Annotated in this window: 24 protein-coding genes and 2 riboswitches; of the genes, 5 read left to right on the top strand and 19 right to left on the bottom strand. The window is 62.8% G+C overall.

What is annotated here, in order from left to right; translation table 11 throughout:
• Nucleotides 1–25: 25 nt before the first annotated feature.
• Genes C6382_RS07995 through cobW form a run of 3 tightly spaced genes read right to left on the bottom strand, consistent with a single transcriptional unit; the run spans nt 26 to nt 5864 of the window.
• Entirely contained in the window at nt 26–1030 is a 1005-nt protein-coding gene (locus C6382_RS07995; RefSeq protein ID WP_107023969.1) for an ATP-binding protein, read from the bottom strand.
• 1 nt (nt 1031) lies between these two features.
• The gene (gene cobN, locus C6382_RS07990; protein ID WP_107023968.1) at nt 1032–4793 is read right to left on the bottom strand and encodes a cobaltochelatase subunit CobN; all 3762 of its coding nucleotides are present in this window, start codon (nt 4791–4793) and stop codon (nt 1032–1034) included.
• A gap of 3 nt (nt 4794–4796) precedes the next feature.
• Nucleotides 4797–5864: a cobalamin biosynthesis protein CobW gene (cobW, locus tag C6382_RS07985; protein WP_107023967.1), complete on the bottom strand. Its 1068-nt coding sequence runs from the start codon at nt 5862–5864 to the stop codon at nt 4797–4799.
• Nucleotides 5865–5958: 94 nt separating this feature from the next.
• A riboswitch (cobalamin riboswitch) is annotated at nt 5959–6156 on the bottom strand.
• Between the two features lie 60 nt (nt 6157–6216).
• Nucleotides 6217–6446, top strand: a riboswitch (cobalamin riboswitch).
• A gap of 97 nt (nt 6447–6543) precedes the next feature.
• Between cobW and C6382_RS07980 the strand changes: the two genes are divergently transcribed.
• The 4 genes from C6382_RS07980 to cobM are packed head-to-tail and all read left to right on the top strand — an operon-like array spanning nt 6544 to nt 8613.
• On the top strand, nt 6544–6729 hold the full coding sequence (locus C6382_RS07980) for a CbtB domain-containing protein (protein ID WP_107023966.1): 186 nt from the start codon (nt 6544–6546) through the stop codon (nt 6727–6729).
• A gap of 10 nt (nt 6730–6739) precedes the next feature.
• Complete coding sequence (locus C6382_RS07975; protein ID WP_107023965.1) at nt 6740–7432, top strand: CbtA family protein; 693 nt, start codon at nt 6740–6742, stop codon at nt 7430–7432.
• A gap of 5 nt (nt 7433–7437) precedes the next feature.
• The gene (locus tag C6382_RS07970) at nt 7438–7839 is read left to right on the top strand and encodes a cobalamin biosynthesis protein (protein WP_107023964.1); all 402 of its coding nucleotides are present in this window, start codon (nt 7438–7440) and stop codon (nt 7837–7839) included.
• 27 nt (nt 7840–7866) lie between these two features.
• Nucleotides 7867–8613, top strand: a complete 747-nt coding sequence (gene cobM / locus C6382_RS07965) for a precorrin-4 C(11)-methyltransferase (RefSeq protein ID WP_107023963.1) — start codon at nt 7867–7869, stop codon at nt 8611–8613.
• 7 nt (nt 8614–8620) lie between these two features.
• Here cobM and C6382_RS07960 read toward each other — a convergent pair whose 3' ends face one another.
• Entirely contained in the window at nt 8621–10087 is a 1467-nt protein-coding gene (locus C6382_RS07960; protein WP_107023962.1) for an MFS transporter, read from the bottom strand.
• 326 nt (nt 10088–10413) lie between these two features.
• Here C6382_RS07960 and C6382_RS07955 point away from each other — a divergent pair, with 326 nt between their 5' ends.
• A complete protein-coding gene (locus C6382_RS07955; protein WP_107023961.1) occupies nt 10414–10659 on the top strand; it encodes a DUF1272 domain-containing protein in 246 nt (81 codons plus the stop codon).
• Between the two features lie 68 nt (nt 10660–10727).
• On the opposite strand, the gene C6382_RS07950 is transcribed toward C6382_RS07955, so the two are convergent.
• The 15 genes from C6382_RS07950 to C6382_RS07880 all read right to left on the bottom strand — a co-directional run bounded on the left by C6382_RS07950 (nt 10728) and on the right by C6382_RS07880 (nt 22693).
• Nucleotides 10728–11633: a CsgG/HfaB family protein gene (locus C6382_RS07950; protein WP_256589041.1), complete on the bottom strand. Its 906-nt coding sequence runs from the start codon at nt 11631–11633 to the stop codon at nt 10728–10730.
• A gap of 28 nt (nt 11634–11661) precedes the next feature.
• Nucleotides 11662–12081 carry a curli assembly protein CsgF gene (locus C6382_RS07945; protein ID WP_107023960.1) on the bottom strand — a complete coding sequence of 140 codons (420 nt, stop codon included), beginning with the start codon at nt 12079–12081 and terminating at the stop codon, nt 11662–11664.
• On the bottom strand, nt 12078–12473 hold the full coding sequence (gene csgE, locus C6382_RS07940) for a curli production assembly/transport protein CsgE (protein WP_107023959.1): 396 nt from the start codon (nt 12471–12473) through the stop codon (nt 12078–12080). The genes C6382_RS07945 and csgE overlap by 4 nt, the downstream gene beginning before the upstream one ends.
• On the bottom strand, nt 12470–13000 hold the full coding sequence (locus C6382_RS07935) for a type II secretion system protein (protein ID WP_107023958.1): 531 nt from the start codon (nt 12998–13000) through the stop codon (nt 12470–12472). The genes csgE and C6382_RS07935 overlap by 4 nt, the downstream gene beginning before the upstream one ends.
• The gene (locus C6382_RS07930) at nt 12975–13349 is read right to left on the bottom strand and encodes a type II secretion system protein (RefSeq protein WP_107024090.1); all 375 of its coding nucleotides are present in this window, start codon (nt 13347–13349) and stop codon (nt 12975–12977) included. Before C6382_RS07930 ends, C6382_RS07935 begins: the two co-directional genes overlap by 26 nt.
• Nucleotides 13350–13354: 5 nt before the next feature.
• Nucleotides 13355–13828, bottom strand: coding sequence for a type II secretion system protein (locus tag C6382_RS07925; RefSeq protein WP_107023957.1), 474 nt, complete (start codon nt 13826–13828; stop codon nt 13355–13357).
• Nucleotides 13829–13831: 3 nt separating this feature from the next.
• On the bottom strand, nt 13832–15655 hold the full coding sequence (locus C6382_RS07920) for a secretin N-terminal domain-containing protein (protein ID WP_107023956.1): 1824 nt from the start codon (nt 15653–15655) through the stop codon (nt 13832–13834).
• Nucleotides 15652–16149, bottom strand: a complete 498-nt coding sequence (locus C6382_RS07915) for a hypothetical protein (protein WP_107023955.1) — start codon at nt 16147–16149, stop codon at nt 15652–15654. The genes C6382_RS07920 and C6382_RS07915 overlap by 4 nt, the downstream gene beginning before the upstream one ends.
• Nucleotides 16149–16697, bottom strand: a complete 549-nt coding sequence (gene pilO, locus C6382_RS07910; RefSeq protein WP_107023954.1) for a type 4a pilus biogenesis protein PilO — start codon at nt 16695–16697, stop codon at nt 16149–16151. Before pilO ends, C6382_RS07915 begins: the two co-directional genes overlap by 1 nt.
• The gene (locus C6382_RS07905) at nt 16684–17226 is read right to left on the bottom strand and encodes a PilN domain-containing protein (RefSeq protein WP_107023953.1); all 543 of its coding nucleotides are present in this window, start codon (nt 17224–17226) and stop codon (nt 16684–16686) included. The genes pilO and C6382_RS07905 overlap by 14 nt, the downstream gene beginning before the upstream one ends.
• Before the next feature lies 1 nt (nt 17227).
• Nucleotides 17228–18046 (bottom strand): hypothetical protein, encoded by an 819-nt coding sequence (locus C6382_RS07900; protein ID WP_371919582.1) that lies wholly within the window; start codon nt 18044–18046, stop codon nt 17228–17230.
• A complete protein-coding gene (locus C6382_RS07895) occupies nt 17997–19700 on the bottom strand; it encodes a GspE/PulE family protein (protein WP_107023951.1) in 1704 nt (567 codons plus the stop codon). Before C6382_RS07895 ends, C6382_RS07900 begins: the two co-directional genes overlap by 50 nt.
• Nucleotides 19701–19753: 53 nt before the next feature.
• Nucleotides 19754–20287, bottom strand: a complete 534-nt coding sequence (locus C6382_RS07890; RefSeq protein ID WP_107023950.1) for a response regulator — start codon at nt 20285–20287, stop codon at nt 19754–19756.
• A 229-nt stretch (nt 20288–20516) separates the two neighbouring features.
• Nucleotides 20517–21161: a SurA N-terminal domain-containing protein gene (locus tag C6382_RS07885; protein ID WP_107023949.1), complete on the bottom strand. Its 645-nt coding sequence runs from the start codon at nt 21159–21161 to the stop codon at nt 20517–20519.
• Nucleotides 21158–22693 (bottom strand): ABC transporter substrate-binding protein, encoded by a 1536-nt coding sequence (locus tag C6382_RS07880; RefSeq protein ID WP_256589040.1) that lies wholly within the window; start codon nt 22691–22693, stop codon nt 21158–21160. Before C6382_RS07880 ends, C6382_RS07885 begins: the two co-directional genes overlap by 4 nt.
• Nucleotides 22694–22696 lie beyond the last annotated feature (3 nt).

Below are 22696 nucleotides of genomic sequence, written 5' to 3'. Positions count from 1 at the left end.
TCCGCCGTCCGGGGGCGACGGATGCTCAGGGCTTTTTTGCCCAGTTCGGCACCTCGCGGCGGGCACCGGTCGCTGTCGCTTGCGGCGGCATTTCGCCCCAGGCGCCCTGCCCTTGCTGGGTACTTGCGCCATGGCCAGCTTGAGGTTCCGGCGCAGGGCTGTGCACAGGCGGTTGTGGCAGCTCGCGACGCCGATGACGCAAGGCAAACTCGGCTACTGCCTCTATATCATCAGCGTCGATCTGCCCGGCACCGCGCCAGGCGGCATGAGCGCGGGCGGCGCGCAGCCACACCAGGTCGGCGCGCAAGCCATCGACCCCGGCAGCAAAGCAGCGCTCGGTGATCTGCGCCAGGGCCTGATCGTCCAGGGCAATCCGCGTCAACTGTTCACGGGCAGCCTGACAACGGGCACGTAATTGTGCTTGCGCCTCGGCCCACTGCAGGCAAAAAGCCTCAGGGTCGGCGTCGAAGTCCAGGCGCCGACGGATAATCTGCCCACGGGCTTCGGGCGCCGGTTGGCCGTCGAGGGCGACGTTCAGACCAAAGCGATCAAGCAGCTGCGGACGCAGTTCGCCCTCTTCCGGGTTCATGGTGCCAATCAGCACGAACCGTGCACTGTGGCGGTGGGAAATGCCATCGCGCTCGACCCGGTTGGTACCGCTGGCGGCGACGTCGAGCAGCAAGTCGACCAGATGATCGGCCAGCAGGTTGACCTCGTCGACATAAAGAACACCACCGTCGGCTTTGGCCAGTACGCCTGGAGAAAACTGCGCCTTGCCCTGGGCCAGCGCCGCGTCCAGGTCAAGCGTACCGATCAGGCGCTCTTCACTGGCGCCCAAAGGCAGGGTCACGAACGGCCCCTCACCGAGCAGATCGGCCAGGCCCCGGGCCAAGGTACTCTTGGCCATACCGCGTGGGCCTTCGATCAATACGCCACCGATTTTCGGATCGATAGCGGTCAGGCACAGAGCAAGCTTCAACGCTTCGGCGCCGACCACCGCAGATAGAGGAAAATGTGCAGGTTCAGTCATCTCAAGTCTCTTCTTCACCGTCCAGCAGTTGCTCTTCGAGGGCCTCGCGGTAGTCCCCCGGTTGCTCCCACAGGCCGCGCTGCTGGGCTTCGAGCAGGCGCTCGGTGATGTCGCGCAGGGCCTGGGGGTTGTGCTGACGGATAAAGTCGCGGGTCGCGCCGTCAAGCACATAGGCCTCGGCCAGCGACTGGTAATGGTGGTCGTCTATCAGGTGCGTGGTGGCATCGAAGGCGAACAGGTTATCGACGGTGGCCGCCAGCTCGAAGGCACCTTTGTAGCCGTGACGCTTGACCCCGTCTATCCATTTCGGATTGAGCGCACGGGCGCGGATTACCCGGTTGAGCTCTTCTTTCAAGGTGCGGATGCGCGGGCGGTCCGGTTGACTGTGGTCACCGTGGTAACTGGCCACCCGGTTGCCAGCCAGGCTTTCCACCGCCGCCAGCATGCCGCCCTGGAACTGGTAGTAGTCGTTGGAATCGAGCAGGTCATGCTCGTGATTGTCCTGGTTGTGAATCACTGCCTGGACCTGGCTCAAGCGCCGGGCAAAATCGGCCCGCGCCGGTGTCCCCTCGTCCGCGGCGCCGTACGCATAGCCACCGTGATTGAGGTAGACCTCAGCGAGGTCCTTGCGCTCATGCCACAAGTGCCCGTCGATGGCGTTCTGCACGCCGGCGCCATAGGCCCCGGGCTTGGCGCCGAAAATCCGCCAGCCCGCCTGACGCGCAGCCTGCTCCTCGTTCATGCCCTGGCGCTCGAATTCGGCACGCTCGCTGCGCACCCTGGCGGCGAGCGGGTTGAGGTCATCAGGTTCGTCCAGCGCCGCCACCGCCTGCACCGCCGCATCGAACAGCTTGATGAGGTTACCGAAGGCATCGCGGAAAAATCCCGACACCCGCAGCGTCACATCCACCCGGGGCCGGTCCAGCAGGCTCAACGGCAGGATTTCGAAGTCGTCGACTCGCTGGCTGCCGCTGGCCCATACCGGGCGCACGCCGAGCAGAGCCATGGCCTGGGCGATATCATCGCCGCCGGTACGCATGGTCGCTGTGCCCCACACCGAAAGGCCGAGCTGGCGCAAGTGATCGCCGTGGTCCTGCAGGTGGCGCTCAAGGATCAGGTTGGCCGAGGCAAAACCAATACGCCACGCCGTGGTAGTCGGCAGGTTGCGCACATCGACAGTATAGAAGTTACGCCCGGTCGGCAGCACATCGAGGCGCCCGCGACTGGGGGCGCCACTGGGGCCGGCCGGAACGAAGCGGCCTTGCAGGGCTGCCAGCAGCCCTTGCAGTTCAGCCGGGCCACAGGCATCCAATTGCGGTGCGATGGTTTGTTGCAGCGCCTCAAGTACGGCCCGCACGTCTGACCACTGCGGCTCCTGCGGCACTTGAGCGGTACCAGCCAAAGTGTGTGCAATGTAATGACCGGCGAGCATTTCCAGGCGTTCACGGGTATCCCCCGCAGTACGCCACAGCGCCAGATCCTGCGCCTGCAACAACGTCGGACGCGGACCATTCCAGGGCTCGCCGAGGTCGCAATCGAGTGGATCGAACCCCAGCGCCAGCGCTCTGGCCAAGGCCCGCAGCAAACTGGCATTGGCGCCTCGGCCATCGCCACGTTCGACCCGCAACAGCGCCAGCAAGGTATCGATGCGCAAGCGTCCGCTTGGCGACTCGCCAAATACATGCAGGCCATCGCGGATCTGCGACTCCTTGAGGTCGCACAAGTAGGTGTCCAGACGCGGCAGCCACACGGCAGCGTCGTCCAGCGCGCCTTCAAGCTGCAGCTCGCGGTCAATATGGTTATCGCGCACCAGCTCGAGAATATCCCGTTGCAACTCACGGGCTCGACGTGGATCGAGCAGTTGTGCTTCGTAATATTCGTCAGCCAGGGCCTCAAGGTGACGCAGTGGCCCGTAGGTTTCAGCGCGGGTCAACGGCGGCATCAGGTGATCGATAATCACCGCCTGGGTGCGGCGCTTGGCCTGAGCGCCCTCACCCGGGTCATTGACGATGAACGGATAGATGTTGGGCAGCGGCCCGAGCAACGCGTCCGGCCAGCAACTGGCAGACAAGCCCACGCCCTTGCCCGGCAGCCATTCCAGGTTGCCGTGCTTGCCGACATGGATCAACGCGTCGGCGGCAAAGCCGTGGCGCAGCCAGAAATAGAACGCCAGGTAGCCGTGCGGCGGCACCAGGTCGGGATCGTGGTACACCGCGCTCTGATCCAGTTGATAGCCACGCGCCGGCTGGATGCCGACGAAGGTCAGGCCAAAGCGCAGACCCGCGACCATCATCCGCCCGCTGCGAAACATCGGGTCCTGCTCCGGTTCGCCCCAGCGCTCGCGCACAGCGTCCTGATTGGCTTGGGGCAAGGCGGCAAAGGCGGCACGATAGTCTTGCAACGCCATGCTTTGCAGGCAGGGGCGCTGATCCAGGCTGTCCAGATCATTGCTGACGCCGCCGAGCAGCGCCTGGATCAGCGCCGTGCCGCTGTCGGGCAAGGCGCTCAGCGGATAGCCTTGCGCCTGCAGGGCGCGCAGGATGTTCAAGGCTGCCGCTGGCGTGTCCAGACCGACACCGTTGCCGATGCGTCCATCACGGGTCGGGTAGTTGGCCAGGATCAGGGCGACGCGCTTGTCCTGGTTGGGCAGCTGCGCCAGTGCGCACCAGCGCCGGGCCAGTTCAGCGACAAAGTCCATGCGTTCGGCGTGCGGGCGATAACAGACCACATCCGACTGGCTGCGCTCGCTGCGCCAGGCCAGGTCCTTGAAGCTGACCGGCCGGGTAATGATGCGCCCGTCCAGCTCCGGCAAGACAATATGCATGGCCAGGTCGCGGGCGCCCAGGCCTTGTTCGCTGGTTTCCCAGCCTGGCTGATTGTCCTGGGCGCAGATTGCCTGCAGCACCGGAATATCCCGGCGAAACGGCCGCAAGTGCGGTTGTTCGGGACTGGACTGGGCAAAACCGGTGGTATTGATGATCAATGCGGCGTCGACCTGATCGAGCCAGTCTTCGACCTGGCTCAGGCAGCCGGCCTCTTTAAGGCTGGCCACCGCAATCGGCAAAGGATTGAGCCCAGCCAGTTGCAAGCGCTCGCAGAAGGTATCGATAAAGGCAGTGTTGGCCGCCTGCAAGTGCGAGCGGTAGAACAGGATCGGTACGACCGGTTGCTCGACCTGCCACTGAGAAAACCAGTCAGCCAACTCGGCGCTGGCCTTGCGCGGGTGATACACCGCCGTACGCGGCAACTGCTGCGGCTCGCCCCAGGGATAATCGCGTTGCAACCACTGGCTGGCCAGGCAGTTGAACAGGTTCAGCGCATTGGCCTTGCCACCCTGGCGCAAGAAGTGCCAGAGCCGCTCGGCTTGCTCTGCCGACACAGTACTTAAACGGGTAAGTTCCGGATCGGGGCGATCATCACCCGGTACCAGGATCAACTGCACGCCACTGGCCGCCAGTTCCAGCAGCTGTTCGACACCATAGCGCCAATAGCCAACGCCACCGTGCAACGACACCAGAATCACCTTGGCATGACGCAGCACTTCGTCGATATACAGGTCGACCGAGGCATGGTTCTGTACCTGCATCGGGTTGGCCAGACGCAGGCTGGGGAAATCCTCGGGCAACTGCTGGGCGGTTTCGGCCAGCAGTGCCAGGTGCGAGTCACCGCTGCAGAGAATGACCAGCTCGGCCGGGGTCTGGCCGAGGTCGGCAATACTGTCGTCCGGTACGAAACCACCGGGCTGGGTCCGCAGCAGGTGCATGGATCAGGCGCTCAGGGCGGCGCGCAGGCTCGCTTCAAGTTGCGCCGCGTTGAGTTCCTGACCAATCAGCACCAGGCGCGTGGTGCGCGGTTCTTCACTGCGCCAGGCACGGTCGAAGTGTCTATCGAAGCGGGTGCCCACGCCCTGAATCAGCAAACGCATCGGTTTGCCAGGCACTGCCGCAAATCCTTTGACCCGCAGAATGCCGTGCTGCACCACCAGTTGGGTCAAGGCATCGAGCAGCAGGCTCTCGTCGGCTTCGGGCAGCTCGATGGAGATCGAGTCGAAGGCATCGTGGTCATGATCGTCGTGGTCATCGCCATCATGGTGCGAATCGTGGTGAGTACGACGGCCATCGATATGCGCTTCCGATTCGGCGCCCAGGCCCAACAACACTTCCAGCGGCAGACGGCCGCTGCTGGCTTCGATCACCTTGACCGCTGGCGGCAGCTCTTCCTGCACTTCGGCGCGGACCTTGGCCAGATCATCGGCGCCAATCAGGTCAGCCTTGTTCAGCACCACCAGGTCGGCACTGGCCAACTGGTCGGCGAACAGTTCGTGCAATGGCGACTCGTGGTCCAGGTTCGGGTCGAGTTTGCGCTGGGCATCGACCTGCTCTGGGTAAGCAGCAAAGGTGCCTGCGGCCACGGCCGGGCTGTCGACCACGGTAATCACCGCGTCAACCGTGCAAGCGTTGCGGATTTCTGGCCACTGGAAGGCCTGCACCAGTGGTTTGGGCAGCGCCAGACCACTGGTTTCGATGAGGATGTGGTCGAGATCGCCACGGCGGGCCACCAGCTCACACATCACCGGGAAGAACTCTTCCTGCACGGTGCAGCACAGGCAGCCGTTGGCCAGTTCATAGACGCGGCCGCTGGCCTCTTCTTCAGTGCAACCGATGCTGCATTGCTTGAGGATCTCGCCGTCGATGCCCAGCTCGCCGAACTCGTTGACGATCACCGCGATGCGCCGGCCCTGGGCGTTGTCGAGCATATGCCGCAGCAGCGTGGTTTTGCCCGAACCGAGGAAGCCGGTAACGATGGTGACGGGGAGTTTGGCCAGTGTTTTCATCGGATGCCCTTTGGCAAGGTGGCGGGCATGCGGGACGAGAGCCACAGGCATCAATACCTGGGCGCGTTCGCCACCGGATCACCCCGCCCGGTTTATGTCAGAAGCTGTTCGAGGCAGGTCTCCTGGCTTGCATTGCACCGGCCAGAGGCCAGTCGAACGACGCCTTCCCGCAGGGACGCAGTGGCTGTGTCGAACCTTTCAATGCTTACAGTTGCGGGGGCAGCCACGGCTTTAACCGTGTTCCCGTCTTAGCTTCGGCCAACGCCGAAGAACCTCGAAGCGGCTAGGCTACGCAGTGCCCGGTGAGCGGTCAACTGCTGTCACGATTGACGCCTGCCTTCGCCCGTGATTTGCTAGCACCATTCGTTTGGGTGCCCTTGACAGGGTGAAACTGGGAAACCGGTGCGTCGTACACCTTCTATTAGTGATGTACGACAAGTCCGGTGCTGCCCCCGCAACGGTAAGTGAGAAAAGCGTCAGAACCACTGTGCCTGTCGTCCGGCATGGGAAGGTGACGCCCTTGGCTGAGCACTCTTTCAGCCCTCGCCAGCCCGGAGACCGGCCCAACACTGATCTGACAAACCCGCGGTGGGCGGGCGCTGTTGCAACCCCTGGGCGAGTTCCGTACAGGGGTTTCTTGCGCTTGCCTGTTGCTGAACAACACCAAGAGGAAAGCGCCATGCCTATCAGTACCGCCAGTCACTCAGCCGTTACCCCTTCAAGCCTCAGCCAGCGCCTGCTGGTTGCCGTAGGTGCCTCGCTGCTGGGCCTGTGCCTGGTCTACTTCGCCGGTTTCTCGCCTATCGAAGCGGTGCACAACGCTGCCCACGATACCCGCCACAGCGCCGCCTTCCCTTGCCACTGAGTGCCGTCCGATGATCAAGCGTATTGCCAGTACCGCTGGGTTTGCCGGCCTGCTGGCCGCCCTGTTGCTGACCCTGCTGCAAAGCTTCTGGGCCGCGCCGCTGATTCTTCAGGCGGAAACCTATGAAAGCGCAGCGCCAGCGGTTGAAGCACATGAACATGCCCCTGGTGTGACCGCCGATCACCACCACGACAGCGAAGCCTGGGCGCCAGAAGACGGCTGGCAGCGTGTGCTGTCGACCATGGGCGGTAACCTGGTGGTCGCTGTCGGCTTTGCCCTGATCCTGGCCGCGCTGTATACCCTGCGCGCGCCAAACAGCGTGGTCAGTGGCGCACTGTGGGGCCTGGGTGGTTTTGCCGTGTTCTGTCTGGCCCCCACCCTGGGCCTGCCACCGGAGCTACCGGGTACCGCCGCAGCCGATCTGGCCCAACGCCAGGTCTGGTGGGTGGGTACCGCTGCCGCCACCGCCGTCGGGCTTGGGTTGATCGTGTTCGCCCACAACTGGCTGCTTAAAGCGCTGGGCGTGGTGCTGCTGGTGCTGCCCCATGTGATTGGCGCGCCGCAACCGGAAGTGCATGCAATGCTTGCCCCGCAAGCCCTGGAAGCCGAGTTCAAGATCGCTTCGCTGCTGACCAACGCCGCGTTCTGGCTGGCCCTGGGCCTGATCAGTGCCTGGCTGTTCCGTCGTCCGAGCCAGGCCTGAACCCCATGCAAGTGTTCGTCGGCCTCGGTTGCCGACGGGGTTGCCCGGTCGAGACCCTGGGCAACCTGCTGGAACAGACCCTCAAGGCTCACGACCTGCCGCTGGCATCTGTCGCGGGCCTTGCCAGTATCGACCTCAAGCACGACGAGCCCGGGCTGCAACAACTGGCCCGGCGCCTCAAGGTGCCCCTGCTGTTCTTCAGTGCCACGCAACTGGCCGCCTTCGAACAGCACCTTAGCCATCGTTCAGCCATTGCTTACCAGCACAGCGGTTGTTATGGCGTCGCCGAAAGCGCGGCGCTGGCCTTGGCCGAACACTTTGCTGGCCCGGCACGATTGCGCGTTTCCCGTACCCTGCTGACCAACGCCAGCCTGGCATTGGCCACGGCTACTGGCTTTGGCGGATAATCAGCGCTTTCTCTTCAAGGACTCCGCATGACCGTCTATTTCATCGGTGCCGGCCCCGGCGATCCCGAGCTGATCACCGTCAAGGGCCAGCGCTTGATCCATCGCTGCCCGGTGATCATCTATGCCGGTTCCCTGGTGCCAGCCGCCGTGCTCGAAGGGCATTGCGCCGAGACGCTGATCAACAGTGCCGAGCTGCATCTGGCAGAGATCATCGAGGCGATCAAACAGGCGCACGACCAGGGCCAGGATGTGGCCCGGGTACACAGCGGCGACCCCAGCTTGTACGGCGCCATCGGTGAACAGATTCGCTATCTGCGCGAACTGGCCATTCCCTACGAGATCGTCCCGGGCGTTACCGCAGTGGCGGCCAGCGCCGCCCTGCTCGGCTGCGAACTGACGTTGCCGGACATTGCCCAGACCGTGATCCTCACCCGTTACGGCGACAAGTCACCGATGCCCGCCGGCGAGCAACTGGCCGACCTCGCTCGCCATCGCAGCACCCTGGCGATTCACCTGGGGGTCAAGCACCTGGACAAGATCGTCGCGGAACTGCGCCCGCATTACGGCGGCGATTGCCCGATTGCGGTGGTCCATCGTGCCACCTGGCCGGACCAGGACTGGGTGCTCGATACCCTTGATGGTATTGTCCAGCAGGTACAGGCCAAGGGCTTTCGCCGTACCGCACTGATCCTGGTCGGACAGGTATTGGCCAGCGACAGTTTTTCCGAGTCGGCGCTGTACCGCGCCAGCCATGCCCATCTCTATCGGCCCTGACAAGCTTCTACGAACCCAGTTCTGGCTGAGGATTTGCCTGATTCGCTTTCAGCGTCCAGCGGGCAATGGCGATCGCGATCACTGCCAGGGCGAATGTCACCCATGACATCAAGCCAATACCTCCTTCAAATGCGTTCCCGGCGATGCTCATCAGCTCGCTTGCCTGATCACCGGTCAGCGTTGCCGCCACAGCATGGGCGCCGGCCAGCGTTTCGCTGGCGAGGCGTTCTTGCAGAGGTGTAAGAAACGCTGGCAAATGCAAAGCTCCACGATAGTGGGCGGTAACCAAGCCTCCCAGCACCGCTGTCCCAAGCACCACACCCACTTCATAGGCAGTTTCGCTGATGGCTGATGCGGCACCTGCCTTGCTGGGTGGAGCCGCAGACAGAATCACGTCATTGGACACCGTGGCAATTGCCCCCACGCCGATATTCAATAAGGCAAAGGCGACAACCACGACCGTCAGGCTGCTGCCAAGGCTGGCAACCAGTAAAAACGCGGCGCCGGTAAACGCTAGCAGGACGGGTATCAGCACAGGCACCAGAACCCGTTGGGCTACCGGTACTACCAGCATCCCCACGATAATCGCCAGGACTTGTCCAGGCACCAATGCCAAGCTGGCATTGAGCGCAGACATGCGCAGAACGATTTGCAAGAACTGCGTGGCGAAAAAGACAAAGCCGATCAGGAAGGCCAGACTCATCAGGTTGATGGCGACAGAGCCACTGAAGGTCTTGTTGCGAAATAGCGTCAGGTCCATCAACGGAACTGGCAAGCGCAGCTGGCGCCGTACAAACAGCCAGCCACTTGCCGTACCGATTGCAAAGGCAGCCATGGCCAGGCTGTCCACCCCTTCGCTGGCTACGTGCTTGATGCCATAGACCAGCGCGCCTAGCGCGACCATTGATTGCAGGATGCTCAAAAGATCGAGAGGGCCCGACGCATCTGGCTCCGACTCAGGCAATAACCACGGCCCGAGGATCAGCAGTGGTATCAGTATCGGCACTGCCAGCAGGAAGATCGCTTCCCAACTGAAAAATTCCAGCAGTACGCCTCCGATCAAGGGGCCGAGCGCCGACCCCACTGTCAGAGTTGTCGCCCAGATAGCAACGGCCAGGCGCCGCTCTTCCCGATCCTCGAAGACCGAGCGGATCAATGCCAGTGTCGAAGGCATCAGCATGGCGCCAAAGATCCCCATACAGGCCCGTCCGCCGATCAACTGCGCAGCACTGCTGGAATAAGCCGTCATGACGGAGATGATGGCAAAACCCAATGAGCCGGTCAGCAGCAGTTTACGATGACCTATCCGGTCTCCCAGGCTGCCCATGGACACCAGCAGCCCGGCCAGAACCAACGAGTAGGCATCGATCATCCACAGTTGCTGGCTGGCGGTGGGGTGCAGTGCCTCGGCAATCTTCGGCAGCGCGAACCCCAGTACCGTGTTATCCACCGTCACCAGTAATACTGGCAGCATCAATACGGCCAGACCCAACCAGCGTTTGGACCGCGGCCTTTGTTGCTTTACTTCAGTTGTCGATGACATTTAAAGAATTGCCCGGAGTAGACGCCACGCGCCGATCAGATTTCACATTTTTTCTTCGACCCTATAGTAGGTACTAGCCACCAGATCGCAATAAGCGAAAGCTCCGCTTATCACGCAGGAGGCCTCCTACCCGCAACAGGATCAACCAAACATTGTGTGAAAGCCCCAGCCGGGCTCGATAACCTTGGTGGTATTCTCCAACAGATACAGGCCATTGACTTTGGCCCTCTCTATCGCCCCTGACCGAGGACCTGACCATGCTCGAACTGCGCCCCAACTGTGAATGCTGCGGCTGTGACCTGCCCGGCGACAGCCAGGATGCACTGATCTGCTCGTTCGAATGCACATTTTGCAAGGACTGTAATGAGCGTCAGCTCAAGGGCCAGTGCCCCAACTGTGGGGGTGAGCTGGTCAAGCGACCGCCGCGAGCGGCGGCGAAGCTGGCGAAGTATCCGGCGTCGAGCAAACGGATCGTCAAGGAACAAGGCTGCCCGACACACTGACAATTGGGTGGGGCAGATACCCCTGGTGGGAGCGGGCTTGCCCTGCGGTGCGATGTGGCTGCCAGGCCTCAATCGCGGGGCAAGCCCGTTCCCACAGCAAGCCCGCGCCCACCGATGTTGCCTGCTCCCACTCTCGGGGTTTGATACTGGCTCAGGTACTTGTCCAGGGTCGCATTGTCACCGCTGCTATCGCCCGCCACCTGCCACAAGCGCCGCTCGATACCTTGGGCCAGCAGATGTCCCACCGCCGATTCGATGGCCGACAGCACACACAGCTGCGCAGGCTCGTTGGTGGTGTAGCCGACCTCGGCTTCTAGCAGTTTCTTGAACTCGATGAATTTGAACACCCCGGCGCTGCGCCCGACCGAGTAGATGGTCTTGCTGGTCATGACGTTGGCCAGCACCTGACCGCTGCGCACATCCACTGCCCGCAGGTTGACCGACACCTGATCGACCCGGTACTCGCGGGAGATATCGATACCCAGGTAGCGCGCCCCTTCGCCGCCACTGCGCACGTTGGTGTCGTAGGCGATGATGCCGCCTTCAAGCATCAGGTTGGCCGCCTGCAACGGTGGCAGTTCACCCTGGATGTTCACCGGTGTGTCAGGCTTTTTCTGCGACGCACGGATGATCTTGCGCTCGGTCAGCAGGTTCTGCAGTCCTTCGCGCTCCAATACCACGAACCAGCCACTGGCCTGCAGGGCATCCATCAGCATGCTCGCCGCGCCTTGGGTGACGCTGGTCGAGAATGAGCTGGCCGGGGTTGGCTTGTATTGCCCGGTCTGGTCACGGAAGCCATACACCACCGCCATCAGCCGGCCCTTGGGTCGCGGCATGTTGAGCAGGTCATAGTAGGTCGAGGCCCGCGGGGTAAGCGTCGGGCTTTCACTGTCCTGCTCGGCCGGCATCGGTTCGCGCAGGCTGCAGCCTTGCAGGGTGGCGAGGATCAGCAGTGTGGTCAGAAATCGTTTCATGATTGTCACTCCCCATTGCCGCAACCCTTCAAGGGTTCAGGCCGTTCACCAGAACTTCTGAAATTTCGCCTGTTGCACGGTCGGTGATCTCAATGGTCAAGGCCCCGGAGTCATCGAGCACGTTGATGATGAAGGCGTCTGTCTGCAGGCTGCCGGTGGTGCCGTTATTGATGTTGTTGAGCAATTGCGACAGCAGGCGCGACTCGAGCTGGCTGGTGAAACGCTCCAGGGCCGAGGTGCCAGCCAGTGCCGAGGCACGGTCCTTGATCGCCGGGTCCTCATGGTCGTTCTGTGCCTGGGCGTTGTTGAGCAACCAGGTGCCGTTCAGCGGGTTGCCGCCAAACGCCGGGTTGACCGGGGTGTACACCAGTTCGGTAGCTGTGGCCTGGCTGCCCAGGGCAGTCAGCAGGACCAAGGAGGCCAGGCGGCAGGTATTTTTGTTGTTCATAGCTCGTCCCTCTCAAGATCGGTGGTGTCCTGCAGCAGCATCTGCAGCTTGCGCTGGATGATCTGCGCCTTGACCAGGTCAGCCGCCTCATAAGCGGCGTCCTTCAGCTCGGTGGTATTGGGTGGCAGAAAGCGCCGGTAGATCACACGTTGCTCGTACTCGACCGTTACCAGGCTGCCCCAGCGTGCGTCCGGCCGTTCGCGTACCACCAGGTTGAAATCCAGGCGGCTGGTGGCACGCAGCCGCTCGGCAAAGCTGTAATAAAAGTCGTGGCCGATGTGCGAGATGGTGTTGTCGACGATAAAACCCATCATCTCGTCTTCGGCGCCGCCGCGGGCGCTGCCAGCCAGCAGCACCAGAGCCAGGGCGCAGGCCGTCAGTTGGCGGTTCATTGCCCTGCTCCCTGGGCCAGGCCCTTGCGAGCACCGGCGGCGGATTCGGAAAAGGCCTTTTGCGCCACGAACTGCCAGTCGGAGTAATGTGCCAGGCCTTCGAAGTCCGACCACTGGGCGGCAAAGCCGGTCTGTTTCAGCGGAGTCAGATCAGACTGGCTATACACCCCGGTGATGCGCCCGTCGATGGAGCGCAGCAGCCCCCAGTCGTCGCTGCCAGTGATTGGATCGGGGTACAACCGGCGCAGGTGGCGCTTGGGGTTGGGATAGCGCGGGTCTTCGAGCAGTTCGTCCAGGGTCTGTGGGTACAGCGCCAGGCCTGGCGAATCGCGATAGTAACTACGCAGGGCCTGGGCATACTGAGTGCCGACCCAGAGCAGGTCGCGTTCGCGTTCGCGCAGAGCCTGGGTCGACCACAGGCTGACGGTTGAGCCCAGAGCGATGCCAGTCACCGCGATCAGCAACAGCACCCCCAGGTAAGTGAAGCCCGCCTCGGCGGCGCTACCACTCGGCATATAGGCTGCCATCACGCGCCCTCCCGGTTGCACCGCTCTTGATATCGGCCACCGAACCTGCCACGCCTTCCGGTGGTGCCACCACCTGCCACAGATCGCGGCGCTCGGTGATCGGGTCCAGTGGGGCATTGCGCAGGTAGCGCTGTTCGACCAGTTGCTCCAGCGACTCGGGGTAGCGTCCGGTGTCGCCGTAGTAATGATCCAGGGCTTCGCGCATTACCGCCAGGCTTTGACGCAGGGTGGCCTCGCGCGAGGTTTCCAGGCTCTGGAAGTAGCGCGGCATGGCAATGGTCATCAAGGTGGCGATGATCGCCATCACCACCAGCAACTCGATCAGGGTAAAGCCTTGGTTGCGTCGCATGCTGGTCACCATTGTCCGTAGGCGATGCCGTTAAGACCCTTGCCCGGCGCCTTGGAGTAAACGTCGAAGACGTCCTCCCCTTCACGCGGGCTTTGCGCCGAACTGTCGTAAGCACGCAGCCCCCAACCCCCTTCGTCGTCTTTCTTGTGGCTGAGCAACGGGTCGTGAGGGATGCGCCGCAGGAAATAGAACTTGGCACCTTTGGCGCTGCGCACATCGCGCACGCCGTCCACCAACACCTGCAGGCTGGGTGGGTAGCCGCTGGCATTGAGCGATTTTTCGATGTAGCCGGCGTCGAAGGCGCGTTTGTAGGCGTCAATGGCATCGCGGATCTGATACAACGCGGTTTTCAGCTCCTGCTCCTTGCCCCGGCGCACCAGGGTTTCGGTCAGCGGTGCGGCAATCGAGGCCAGCAACCCGAGCAGCGCCAGGGTCAGCATCACTTCGATCAGGCTGAAGCCTGCCATCGAGCGTTTCATGATTTAAGGCCTCACCGCAGTAGGCACAGCGGCCAGCGGCTGCTCGTCATCGACCTCGATCGGGCGATTGAGGTTGCGGATCTGCATGCTGGTTTCGGTGCCGGATGGGAACTCCATATCCGACGGGCTCTGGTACGGCAGGTTGCGCACGATGCGCGGGGTGATCGACAGCACCAGCTCCGATTGGCTCTTGTCATTGCGGTTGCTGCCGAACAGCCGGCCCAACCCGGGGATGTCACCGAGCAACGGAATCTTGTTGCCACTGGCACCGTCGTCATTACGTACCAGCCCCGCCAGCACCTGGGTTTCGCCGTCATGCAGACGCAGGCTGGTCTGGGCGTTGCGGGTGTCGACCTGGACCGGAATGGTGCCTTGGCGAGTGGGTTCCAGCGGCTTGGCGTTGCTGACCTCGAGAGACACCTTGATCGCCACTTCGTTGTTCAGATGCACCACTGGGGTGACTTCAAGCTTGAGACCGACATCCAGGTAGGTGATGCTTTCGGTGATCACCGGCCCTTGAGTCGAAGGTACTGAAGTAGCGCTGACAATCGGCACCCGCTGACCGATGTGAATGCGCGCCTGCTCGCGGTTGCTGACGCGGATCACCGGGCTTGCCAGGGTATTGATGTCATTGTCCTGGGCGTTGATCTTGGCCTGCGGCGACGGCGAGATGGTGATCCGCGAAGAATCGATACCGCGCAGCTGATCGAGCGTGGTCACTGACTTGCCGTCTTCGTTGAGCACCCCGAAGGTGTTGGGCCACTGCAGGCCAAGTTCAAGGATCCGCGAGCGGGCCACCTCCATCACCTCCACTTCCAGCACCACTTCCGGGTTGGACTGATCTTGCGACTGCAGCAGCTTCTCGGCCATGCGCACCGCGTCGGGGGTATCGCGCATGGTCAGGGTGTTGAGGCGCTCATCGACGAACACGTCGCGGGTCTTGAGCATGGTCTTGACCATATTCAGCGCCGTGTTGGAATCGATGCTGGTCAGGTAGAAGGTGCGCATCACCAGTTCCTGGTAATCCTTGGTCTTCTGCGGCGAGTCCGGGTAGATCAGCAAGGTGTTGTCGTTCACCACTTTCTGGTGCAGCTGGTTCTGCTCCAGCAACAGTGCCACAGCATCTTCAATGCGCACGTCGCGTACGAAGATAGTGGCCTTCATGTCCGCACGCATGTCCTTGTCGAAGATGAAGTTGAGCCCGGCAACTTGCGACAGCACCTCGAAGATGGTTTTCAAGTTGGCGTCACGAAACTCCAGGGTGACAGGGCGCTCCATCCTGGTCCGCAACTGCGGATTGGGCTGCGCGGTGCGGCTCTGCACCAGTTCTATATCCTTGCGCAGGGCCAGGCCCTCCTGGTTCTGCGGATCGAGCAAGAGGACTTCGCGCATATGCCGCTCGGCGCCAAACAGATCGCCTTGACGCAACGCCGCCTGGCCGAGGGCCACGCGCTCACCGATGTTGTCGATCTGCTCGATCTGGCGTACCCCCTCCTGGGCCCTACGGTTGTTTGGTTCCAGGGTCAGCACCCGCCCGTAGCCCATGCGTGCCCCGGGGAAATCATGGCGGCTGCGATCGCTGTCGGCCTGGGTCAGCAAGGCTTCAATCGACTGACGACGGCCCTGGATCACGGCAATGTTCAGCTCGGTGTCGCGTGGATTCTCCTTCAGTGCCTCCTCAAGCATGGCGACACCTGCTTCGTATTGCCCTTCAGCGATCAACGCCTGGCCATCCTTGCGCACGCCACTGGTGCCGCAACCGGCCAGGGCGACGCAAAGTGCAAGCATCAAGAATGGCGCCTTGTTGCAGTGCCTGGACGAAATCATGGTGCGCTCCCTACAGACAAAGTCTGGGACAAGTGCAACGGCAGGTAGACCAGGCTCAGCTCCGTGGCGGAGATGTGCTCGATCCGGTAAACGTCATCAATCACATCGCCGCGGCGCACGACGTAGAGTTTCTCGCCGCTTTGCAGGAACACTTGTTGATCGTCGCGATCATCCAGACGGCCAACGAACTGAAAGGGCAACGCCGGTGCTGCGGGAGGCAAGGCCACTGGCGCGACGATAACGGGCTGTTCGGTGACCGTGGCCAACTGTGCCGCCGGCTTCCAGCTCTTGCTCGGGAACAGGTCGCGCAGTTTCAGGGCCGTGGGCTTGGCACTCTGGGCGGCGTCGCTGGCGACGACTGTGGCCTTGTCGGCGACGGCGACCACAGCTGGGTCGTCAGTGGACTCGTCGTCGAAGAAGTAACCCGGAGCCCATGCCAGTGCGGCAGCAGATCCGAGAAAGGCCAGCCAGGCCAGGCGGCGTTGAGTATTCATCATGACCTCGACAGATAAAGGGTCATACGCAGGCGTCCGGTCAGCTCGCTGTCGCCGATCTTCTTGCGCTGCAGGTCAACCTCTTCCAGCACCAGGGCCGGCAACTGACCGAGCAAGGCGTGAACGAAGCGGCGGATCTGCGGGTAGCTGCCACGTACCGGCAAGAGAATCTGGTAGCGCGCCAACTGGGTTTTCGGGTCCACCCCAAGGGCGTACTCACCGCGGGCCAGGCTGATGCGCTCGGCCTTGGCCAGGCTGTAGATACGGTCGATGGCCACGGTGGCCTGTGGCTGGGCCGGCAGCTGTTTGTGGAAGTCTTCCAGCTCGCGTTGCGGTACTTGCGGCAGTTTCAGGTCGCCACGCTTGAGCTGCTGTAACTGTGCCTGGGCTTGCTCGCTGCGCAGCTGCTGCTGTTGCAACTGTTGCCATTGCGGCAGCACAACCGCCGCGCCATACAGCAAGGACAGCAGTACCAGAGCGCCACCCGCCAGGCCAACCACACCCAGCTGCCGTGCACGCTCATGAACAATCAGGCTATGGATGCGCATTGCCGATCTCCCAAGTGGCGGACAGGTTGAACTGCACCGGATGCTCGGCCTGCTTGGCCATGATTTCGTGATTGAGCAACGACACATCGCGCAGTTCGTCACTGGCTTCCAGGCGCTTGTGGAAGGTCAGCATGGCTTCCAGGTCGCGGGCCTCGGCGCTGATGCGGACCTGGCCCTTACGCGCATCGGGGGTCAGGGTCAGTAGCGCCACATCGTCCTGGGGCAACGCCTCAAGCATGTCGAACAGACGTTCCCAGGGCCGCTGCAGTTGCTGTGAGACACTGCGCATCTGCGCCAGCTTCTCGGCTTGCTCGCGGCTCTGCGCCGGGGTCAGCGACGTGACGTGCTCAGGGCGCTTGCCCAGTTGCCGCTCGAACGCCTCCAGTTGTTGATCAAGCGCGGCCTGCTGCTGGTCGACCCCTTGCGCAAGGACAACGGCAGCAGCCAACAGGCTGACACCGACACCCAGCAGCACCCAGGCCGACAGGGCCGTGCGCCGAGGCTGAAAGTCCAGCTCCAGACGGCGCATTTCAGGCCACCGCCCAAGTCATGCGGCACAGCACGTCCGCTGCGACGCCGCCCAGCTCGCATAGCTGCACGCCCTCCAACGCCGGACGCTGCTCCTGGCGGCCCGGTGCATGCAGGAACACCGGCAGCGCGCGGCCCTGGGCATTGAGCTCGCACTGACGGGCAATCAGCGCTTGCAGCGCGGCGTCGCTGTCGTTGCCGCCTTGGGCACTGACCTGCTGCCAGACGCCGTTCTGCGCCAGCAGGCACACCGTGCGTTGTGGCTCGGCGAGCACAAAGAGGAAGTCACGCTGGCCCAGTTGTTCGGCAAAGCGGTTATAGGCCGCCATCAGGTAAGGGCGAACCGAGCGCAGGCGCAGCCCCAGGTCACGGCAATGATCGTGCAGCCGTTGCAGCAAGGTTTCCGGCACCGCCGTGGCGATTCGAGCAAGCCCTGCCGCCTCCGGTGACACCACCAGGCGCCAGCCATCCAGGCTCTGCCCGTAATGGGCCTCAAAGCACGCCCGGGCATACTGCTGCAGCTCATCAGGACGGCTGATGGCAGCACTCCAGGGCACGATGCAGAAGCGGCAGTATTGCGCCGACAGCAACAGCTGCAGTTCGGCGCCCTTGCACGGCTGTTCAGCCAGCAGGCTGTGCAACGTGTCCAGGGCGAGCGTGGCGGCCTGGCTGCGTTCGGCGATAAAGCCCTGGCTGCCCAGCCAGTGTTGTTCCGATCCCAGGCGTTGGCACAGACCGACACCCTGGGCGCCGAGCACGGCGATAAAACGATCAGGCGACAAATGTGACACGATTGATCTCCTCCAGAGTGGTCCGGCCATCGCGCACCAGTTCCAGTGCCGAGCTGCGCAGCAGGCGCAGGCCGCGTTGACAGGCCAGGGCCCTGATCTGCGCCAGAGGCCGACGTTCAACAATCATTTGCCGCAGTTCATCGTCCAGGTGCAGCAGTTCGGCGATCGCCGTACGCCCGCGATAACCGCTGCCACGGCACTGGCCGCAACCGCTGCCCTGAACAAACCGGTAATGGTCCACCTGCCCCGCTTCCAGGCCGGAAAGGCTGAGTTCTTCATCACTGGGCTGGTGGGGGCTGGCGCAGTGCGGGCAGACCAGGCGAATCAGGCGCTGGGCCAGCACGGCGTTGAGGGCGGAAACGAAGCTGTAGGGATCGACCTGCATCTGGCTGAAGCGGCCGATCACATCGAACACGTTGTTGGCGTGGATGGTGGTGAACACCAAGTGCCCGGTCAGCGCCGACTGCACGGCGATCTGTGCGGTGTCCGGGTCGCGGATCTCGCCGACCATGATCTTGTCCGGGTCATGGCGCAGGATCGAACGCAGGCCACGGGCGAAGGTCAGGCCTTTTTTCTCGTTGACCGGAATCTGCAGCACCCCCGGCAGCTGGTATTCAACCGGGTCTTCGATGGTGATGATCTTGTCCACGCCGTGGTTGATCTCGCTGATCATGGCGTAGAGGGTGGTGGTCTTGCCGCTGCCGGTGGGGCCGGTGACCAGAATCATGCCGTAGGGCTCGTTGGCCAGCCGGCGCAAACTGCGCAGGGTCTGGTCTTCGAAGCCCAGCGCTTGCAGCTGGACGCCGCTGACGCGATCGGCCAGGTCCTGTTTGTCGAGAACCCGCAACACCGCATCCTCACCGAAAATGCTCGGCATGATCGACACACGAAAGTCGATCTGGCGGGCGCTGATACCAATTTTGAAGCGGCCGTCCTGGGGCACGCGCTTTTCACCGATGTCCAGCTCGGCCATGACCTTGATCCGTGAGATCACCTGTTCGGCGAACTCGCTGCCACTGACCTTGCTGATGCTGTTGAGCACACCATCGATGCGGTACTTGATCACCAGACCAGTGCCGGTCACCCCCAGGTGGATGTCGCTGGCGTGCATCTTCAGGGCGTCATAGAGCGTCGAGTTGACCAGTTTGACCACCCGGCTCTGGTCTTCGCTGATGCTGGCCAGCGACAGGCTTTGCAGAGTGTCGAGTTCGTTGACCGCCTCGCTTTCGGTGTCTAGCGAGTCGACGGCGTGAAAGCTTTCTTCGTGGCGGGCAAGGAAACCGGCAAGGTCAGCGGCCTCGACCAGGTACAGCGGCGCACCTTGCAGGCACTCATCGATCCAGGCCAGTCGCGCGGTGTCGAAGGGATCGGCGAATACGCCCAGGGCCTGGCCGTCAAGTTCGAGCAAGAGGAATTCGCGCTTCAGGCATTGGGCCAGGCTGACCCGGTCGAACAACGGCGTGGCGGCGAACAATGCCTGGCTGTCGAGTACGGGGTAATGCAGGGTGGCGCCAAGACAGCCGACGAATTCGGCGGGATTCAGGCCGCTCAAGCGTTGCAGGGTATCGAGCAGGCGTTCGGCGCTCAGTTCGGCAGTGGCGCGTGCCTGGGCCAGCAATTCACGCCCAAGGGGTGCGGGGAGGCATTCCTGGGTGGAGACAACAGCGAGCGACACGGTTTCCATGACTTGCTCTCCAGCGCGGGGCGCGGCAAGCCATGTTCAGGTCTGCTCGCGCGCTATTCCCCAGTGAGCAGTTGGTCGTCGTCCGGTTCCGGCTTCCTCACGCCATTGCGTCGGCGATCAGCAAAAACCCAACTACCGTCGAACAACTGCAGGGGAAAACTCTCACTCCTGCCCTGGCGCCGTTCGACGAACCCTGTGTCCGCGTTGCCCTCACTCTCGATCTTTCGCTTGATGCCCATCAGGTCGTTGACTGCACGGGCCAGTTCCGCCAGCGGAAAAGGCTTGAACAGGATATGACTGACGCCCAGCTGGTTGGCACGCTCACGGACCTCGGCGGTCGGGTGGGCAGTGATCAGCACGAAATGACAGTTCCTGCTCTTGCGCACAGCCTCCAGTACCTGAAACCCCTCCATGTCGGGCAAGCGATAATCGAGCACTATCACGTCGGGTTGGATGCGCTCGGCTTCACCGATGGCACTGACTCCGTCGTAGGCAACATGGACGTTCAGGCCTTGCGCATCCAGGTAAGCCTGGATATTGCCCGCAAGGGTCTGTTCGTCATCGACTACCAAAACTGTGTTAACCAAGATCGACTCCTTCAAGCACCACAGGCCCGGTTTCCCGGTCTGGCGAAGTGCGACCTTGTAGAGGCTTACGCATGCTTCGTGCCAGACCAGAGACACCGCTTATCAATGTGCTATGTCGTTGATTCTTTAAGAATAGACGCAAATGGGCCATGGCCCCTTCCCCAATCCTGGGGGGCAGCTGGCGTTTTGCCTCTATTGGTGTCCCCAACATTGGGGGGCCGATGATTCGTCAATCAAGCCGCTGCACCTGCCCGGCGTCACGCAGACGCTGCAGCAAGGCGTGGCGCGCCTGCGCCTGTTGTTGGTCGACCAGTAGACGTTTTGCCAGTTCCAGCCCCTGCTCATCTTCGACAGAGGTAGTAGCGTTTTGGTTCTGTGCCTGTTGCAAAGAATTCGCATTGGCCAGGTAGAAAGCACGGACCTCGACCGGATCTGGCTCCGGAACCTGAGAGGCCTGCATGAATACCTGCTGCGCGGCCAGTTCATGGCGGGTGTAGTCAGCAAAGCTGTTGCTATCGAAACCGGCATCGGCCAGACGCTGCTCAAAGCTTTTGCCAGTGCCCAGCGCCTGACGCAGTTGCTCGATCTGCGCATTCACCTCACTGTCGCTGATCTTGATCCCCTGACGCTGGGCTTCCTGCCAGAGCAGTTCCTTGTCGATCAGATCATCCAGCGCCTGCTCACGCAAGCGCTTGTACACGCTGGGGTTGCGAATGCTGGTCAGGGCCCGGCCCTGGGCTTGCAGGTAGTCGGTAAAATAGCGCTCCAGACGCATCTGGCTGATCGGCACGCCGTTGACCTGGGCTGCCAGTGGTCCGTCCTGGGCCTGTACCTGCAGCGCCACCAGACACAACAACAAAGTGAGCAGCTTCATGGCTCATTCACCTCAGCGACAGGGCGATAGGCCGCCACCGGATAAAACACCGGGCCGGGCATTTCCAGGGTCACCACATGAGCCCCGGCCAGCCCCTGACGGCGCCCCGGACCAAAGCTCAGTGGCGGAGTGAGGCCAGTTTGCACATCGTGCAGGCCCTCCAGCGCCTGGATCAGCTTTTCGCGGCTGGCATCACGCCCGACGCGCTTGAGGGCGTCACCGAGCAGTTGCACCGCGCACCAGGTGCTGACCTGCAAAACACCCTGGCGGCCGTCCAGGCCCTGGCGCAGGCGCAGGTCGGTCAGCGCCTGGCGCCCCGCCGCCGTCCAGTCATCGGGCACGAAGGGATAGGCCAGGAACAGCCGTCGCGACCACGCCGCAGGCACTTGCGGCAACTGGCTGGAGACCTGATTGGCCGCGGCAAACAGGTAGGGCGTGCGACCTACCTGCTGCAGTTGTGTGGTCAGGCGGGCGAAATCTTCGGTCTGACCAAGAAAGAACAGCGCCTGCCCCTCTGGCGCCTGCCCGGCCAAGGCCTGGGCCTTGACCTCACGCCAGCCGCGGCGTTGCAGCTGCTGCTCAAGGTGCCGGGCCAGGCTGGCCAGGCCCGGATCGGCGTAGATAATCCGCGTATCGGCCTGTGGCAGCGCCAGGTTGACCTGGGCGTAGTCGGCCAGGCTGAGCAACTGCTCCTCCAGCCCCGGTAGCGGGTCAAAGATCTGCGTGCTCTGGGTCAGCAGCGGCGCCGCCCCAATCAACGGCACCCGCGCTTGCTCCAGACGGGTCGCCAGAGTCGCATCCAGCGCTGGCGCCAGCGGCGAAATCAGGGCAAACACCTGCTCCTGCTCGAGCAATCGCTTGAGCGCCTGCTCGGCACTGGCCAGATCAGCCCCGGGATCGACGTTGATCAACTGCAATTGCCGGCCATGAATACCGCCTTGCTGGTTGAGTTGCTTGATACGGTCTTCAAGCACTGCCGCCACCACCCGTGCCGGCGCAGCCAAGGCACCTTCGCCCGGCAGCAACGTACCCAGGCGCAGGGTCTGATCCTCCACTCCCGGATCGCGGTCATCGGCCAGACGCTTTAGGTAGGCATTGAGGTTACGCTGGTCGGCCATGCTCAAAACGAAGCGCGGCATCGCCGGGTCCAGGCGATTTCCCGCCGGGTCGCGGCCTTCCTGAATCGCCCGCGTCAGACTGGACTCGGTGTAGGCCGGGTAGGCTCGGCCATTGATCCTGCGTAACCCCTGCCCAAGCGCCATGCGTTGCCAGCTCAGGGGCGGTGGACGCACACCGCCCTCGGCCCGCCCCAGTCCATCGGCGCCATGGCAACTGCCACAGGGCACGACGCTGGCCGGCACCAGCATGTCGGCGGCACCGACCCGCGCCGACACCTGGGCATTGCTGCTCGACAGGCCCTCGCGGTACAAACGTTTGCCCGCCAGTTCCGCCGGTGTCAGGTCCAGGGCCAGCGCAACGCTGCTGGCGATCAACATCAGCAGCAAGGTCCCGCTACGCAGCGCCATACTCATGAT

The sequence above is a fragment of the Pseudomonas sp. BBP2017 genome (assembly GCF_003024385.1).
Lineage (GTDB): Bacteria > Pseudomonadota > Gammaproteobacteria > Pseudomonadales > Pseudomonadaceae > Aquipseudomonas.
This window is presented reverse-complemented; position numbering and strand designations above follow the sequence as displayed.

Coding starts and splice junctions, on each gene's coding strand:
- C6382_RS07995 (WP_107023969.1), bottom strand. CDS start 1,030: ATGACTGAACCTGCACATTTTCCTCTATCTGCGGTGGTCGGCGCCGAA.
- cobN (WP_107023968.1), bottom strand. CDS start 4,793: ATGCACCTGCTGCGGACCCAGCCCGGTGGTTTCGTACCGGACGACAGT.
- cobW (WP_107023967.1), bottom strand. CDS start 5,864: ATGAAAACACTGGCCAAACTCCCCGTCACCATCGTTACCGGCTTCCTC.
- C6382_RS07980 (WP_107023966.1), top strand. CDS start 6,544: ATGCCTATCAGTACCGCCAGTCACTCAGCCGTTACCCCTTCAAGCCTC.
- C6382_RS07975 (WP_107023965.1), top strand. CDS start 6,740: ATGATCAAGCGTATTGCCAGTACCGCTGGGTTTGCCGGCCTGCTGGCC.
- C6382_RS07970 (WP_107023964.1), top strand. CDS start 7,438: ATGCAAGTGTTCGTCGGCCTCGGTTGCCGACGGGGTTGCCCGGTCGAG.
- cobM (WP_107023963.1), top strand. CDS start 7,867: ATGACCGTCTATTTCATCGGTGCCGGCCCCGGCGATCCCGAGCTGATC.
- C6382_RS07960 (WP_107023962.1), bottom strand. CDS start 10,087: ATGCTGCCAGTATTACTGGTGACGGTGGATAACACGGTACTGGGGTTC.
- C6382_RS07955 (WP_107023961.1), top strand. CDS start 10,414: ATGCTCGAACTGCGCCCCAACTGTGAATGCTGCGGCTGTGACCTGCCC.
- C6382_RS07950 (WP_256589041.1), bottom strand. CDS start 11,633: ATGAAACGATTTCTGACCACACTGCTGATCCTCGCCACCCTGCAAGGC.
- C6382_RS07945 (WP_107023960.1), bottom strand. CDS start 12,081: ATGAACAACAAAAATACCTGCCGCCTGGCCTCCTTGGTCCTGCTGACT.
- csgE (WP_107023959.1), bottom strand. CDS start 12,473: ATGAACCGCCAACTGACGGCCTGCGCCCTGGCTCTGGTGCTGCTGGCT.
- C6382_RS07935 (WP_107023958.1), bottom strand. CDS start 13,000: ATGGCAGCCTATATGCCGAGTGGTAGCGCCGCCGAGGCGGGCTTCACT.
- C6382_RS07930 (WP_107024090.1), bottom strand. CDS start 13,349: ATGCGACGCAACCAAGGCTTTACCCTGATCGAGTTGCTGGTGGTGATG.
- C6382_RS07925 (WP_107023957.1), bottom strand. CDS start 13,828: ATGAAACGCTCGATGGCAGGCTTCAGCCTGATCGAAGTGATGCTGACC.
- C6382_RS07920 (WP_107023956.1), bottom strand. CDS start 15,655: ATGATTTCGTCCAGGCACTGCAACAAGGCGCCATTCTTGATGCTTGCA.
- C6382_RS07915 (WP_107023955.1), bottom strand. CDS start 16,149: ATGAATACTCAACGCCGCCTGGCCTGGCTGGCCTTTCTCGGATCTGCT.
- pilO (WP_107023954.1), bottom strand. CDS start 16,697: ATGCGCATCCATAGCCTGATTGTTCATGAGCGTGCACGGCAGCTGGGT.
- C6382_RS07905 (WP_107023953.1), bottom strand. CDS start 17,226: ATGCGCCGTCTGGAGCTGGACTTTCAGCCTCGGCGCACGGCCCTGTCG.
- C6382_RS07900 (WP_371919582.1), bottom strand. CDS start 18,046: ATGGCCGGACCACTCTGGAGGAGATCAATCGTGTCACATTTGTCGCCT.
- C6382_RS07895 (WP_107023951.1), bottom strand. CDS start 19,700: ATGGAAACCGTGTCGCTCGCTGTTGTCTCCACCCAGGAATGCCTCCCC.
- C6382_RS07885 (WP_107023949.1), bottom strand. CDS start 21,161: ATGAAGCTGCTCACTTTGTTGTTGTGTCTGGTGGCGCTGCAGGTACAG.
- C6382_RS07880 (WP_256589040.1), bottom strand. CDS start 22,693: ATGAGTATGGCGCTGCGTAGCGGGACCTTGCTGCTGATGTTGATCGCC.